General features: G+C 63.3%; 5 protein-coding genes. 3 read left to right on the top strand and 2 right to left on the bottom strand.

Annotated elements, in window-relative coordinates:
* The coding region (locus TX88_RS35250) for a DUF933 domain-containing protein (RefSeq protein WP_044519913.1) at window positions 1-475 on the top strand (475 nt) is incomplete at its 5' end.
* A gap of 7 nt (window positions 476-482) precedes the next feature.
* Here TX88_RS35250 and TX88_RS21330 read toward each other — a convergent pair.
* The gene (locus TX88_RS21330) at window positions 483-863 is read right to left on the bottom strand and encodes a nuclear transport factor 2 family protein (RefSeq protein ID WP_044519912.1); all 381 of its coding nucleotides are present in this window, start codon (window positions 861-863) and stop codon (window positions 483-485) included.
* 118 nt (window positions 864-981) lie between these two features.
* On the opposite strand from TX88_RS21330, the gene TX88_RS21325 reads away from it, so the two are divergent.
* Window positions 982-1,323, top strand: coding sequence for a DUF1801 domain-containing protein (locus TX88_RS21325; protein ID WP_044519911.1), 342 nt, complete (start codon window positions 982-984; stop codon window positions 1,321-1,323).
* Here the strand turns inward: TX88_RS21325 and TX88_RS21320 are convergent.
* On the bottom strand, window positions 1,310-1,696 hold the full coding sequence (locus tag TX88_RS21320) for a VOC family protein (protein ID WP_044519910.1): 387 nt from the start codon (window positions 1,694-1,696) through the stop codon (window positions 1,310-1,312). The genes TX88_RS21325 and TX88_RS21320 overlap by 14 nt on opposite strands.
* Window positions 1,697-1,760: 64 nt before the next feature.
* On the opposite strand from TX88_RS21320, the gene TX88_RS21315 reads away from it, so the two are divergent.
* Window positions 1,761-2,168, top strand: a complete 408-nt coding sequence (locus TX88_RS21315; RefSeq protein WP_044519909.1) for a hypothetical protein — start codon at window positions 1,761-1,763, stop codon at window positions 2,166-2,168.
* The last annotated feature ends 42 nt before the right edge of the window (window positions 2,169-2,210 follow it).

The following is a 2,210-nucleotide window of genomic DNA, read 5'->3' as shown; positions in this document are numbered from 1 at the left end:
CGTCTTCAACGCCGACGAGTCGGTGCTCACCGATGAGGCGAAGCAGTCCGAGCTGCGTGCCCTGGTGGCCCCGGCCGACGCGGTGTTCCTGGACGCCAAGATCGAATCGGAGTTGATCGAGCTCGACGACGAGTCTGCCAACGAGCTGCTGGAGTCGATCGGGCAGACCGAGCGTGGCCTGGACGCGCTGGCGCGTGCCGGCTTCCACACCTTGCGGCTGCAGACCTACCTGACGGCCGGGCCGAAGGAATCGCGCGCCTGGACCATCCACCAGGGCGACACCGCTCCCAAGGCGGCCGGCGTGATCCACACCGACTTCGAGAAGGGCTTCATCAAGGCCGAGGTGGTGTCGTTCGACGATCTCGTCGAGGCCGGTTCGATGGCTGCTGCCAAGGCCGCGGGCAAGGTCCGGATGGAAGGCAAGGACTACGTGATGGTCGACGGCGACGTGGTGGAGTTCCGCTTCAACGTGTGAGCCCCGGTCACTCCATCGGTTCGACCCACTGAACGCGGGATGGCCCGGGGCTGAACGGATGTCCGAAGTATTGGGTCTCGTGGACGACTTCGCCGTCCACGAATTCCATGATGCTCACGACATAGGACGGTTGCCCGTCGTAGGTCAGCACGAGTTCGCTGATCCACAGATCGCCGCCACCGAGGATGCGGCGGACCGTGAAGCGTTTGGCATTCGGCTGGGCTTCGCGCGAAGCCTGAATGCTGTCCCGTCCGCGGATCCGCTCACCTGATTGGGGATATTCGAGGACCGCGTCGGTGCGGTAGATGCGATGTTCGGCGTCGAAGTCGTTCATGTCGGATGACGCCCAATGTGCTTCCAGTGCAGCGCGCACGTTGTCGTCAGCCATGGCACAAAACGGTAGCCCGCGAGCGTGGGGGATATGCCCGCATCGGGCCCCTTTTTCGTGCAGAGGACCCACGCTCGTCGGGCAGTCGCTACCTATCGGTCGGAGTACATTGACGGCTGTGAGTGGGGATTGGCGCGTCGATCGGGTCGATGAGATCCGGTCGTTGATCAAACAGGCCGAACCTGACGTCGTCGAGGAGATCAAGTGGCGCAAGCCGTCGAATCCTGACGGCGTGCCGGCCTTCTCGCTGGACGGCCTGATCTGCACGCTGGAGATGTACAAGGGCAAGGTCAAGGTGAATTTCGCCAAAGGCTCGTCCGTGAAAGACCCGGACCATTTGTTCAACGCGAGCCTCGAGGCTCCGGTCGGGCGTTCCATTGATCTGCGCGAAGACGACGAACTGGATGTGGACGCGTTCAAAGCGCTGATTCAAGAAGCGGTCAGGGTCAACCGCAAGTAGCTGCGTGGCTTTCGAAGTACTGGACCAAGCAGAATTCGTGTTCCTCGGGATCGAGCATGACGAGGACCACGCCCTCGTCGTAATCGTTGCGGATGCCCGCCCACCGTCCGCCGAGGGTCTCGACGTGCTCGCGGCCTACGGCGATGTCGTCTACCTGCACGTCCAGATGGATGCGGACCTTTGTGGCCTTCGGTTCGGGTACGCGCTGGAAGGTGAGCCGGGGAAACGGTCCCGCCCGCGAGCCCACCGTCGCCCAGTTCGGATTGTCCCCATGCTCGCTCGACGCCGGAATGCCGAGCAGCGCGGCCCAGAAAGCCGACATCCGAACGGGATCGGCGCAATCGATTGTCACTCCAGACCAGCGGTTGACCATCGTTCCTCCCCGGAGTCAGCGACACTGCAGGCAGATCCTTCCACCACACCGCCAGTGAGGGCCGATGTATATCCCGAACGAACTGCTTTCCCGGCTCGTCGGAGCGCGACTGTATTCGGTCGAGATCGTCCTCAACGACTACGTACACCTGAAGTTCGACGGGGCGGCCGGTGGGGGAGAACCTGCCGTTCTCGCCTGCTACGTCTGGCCGGTGGTCGAAAGTGCCGGTCGCGTATGGCGGGAAACCGACCTCGGCTACGCGGACAGCCTGCGCAAGTTGACTCCTGGCACCGTGGCCTCGACCGCTGAGCGGACCGGTATCGGACTTCGCATCGAACTCGACACGGGCACACTCGTGATCCATCCGGCGTTGGACGAGGTCTTCGTCGAGATCGCGATGCTCACCGGGTTCGACGACGAGGCCTGGATGGTCTGGCGTCCCGGCGAGGACAGCTTCGAGGATCTGGTGTGAACGCTGTGGCGAGTGTGCACTTTATGAAGGTGGCGGACGCGG

The sequence above is a fragment of the Mycolicibacterium septicum DSM 44393 genome (assembly GCF_000455325.1).
Lineage (GTDB): Bacteria > Actinomycetota > Actinomycetes > Mycobacteriales > Mycobacteriaceae > Mycobacterium > Mycobacterium septicum.
This window is presented reverse-complemented; position numbering and strand designations above follow the sequence as displayed.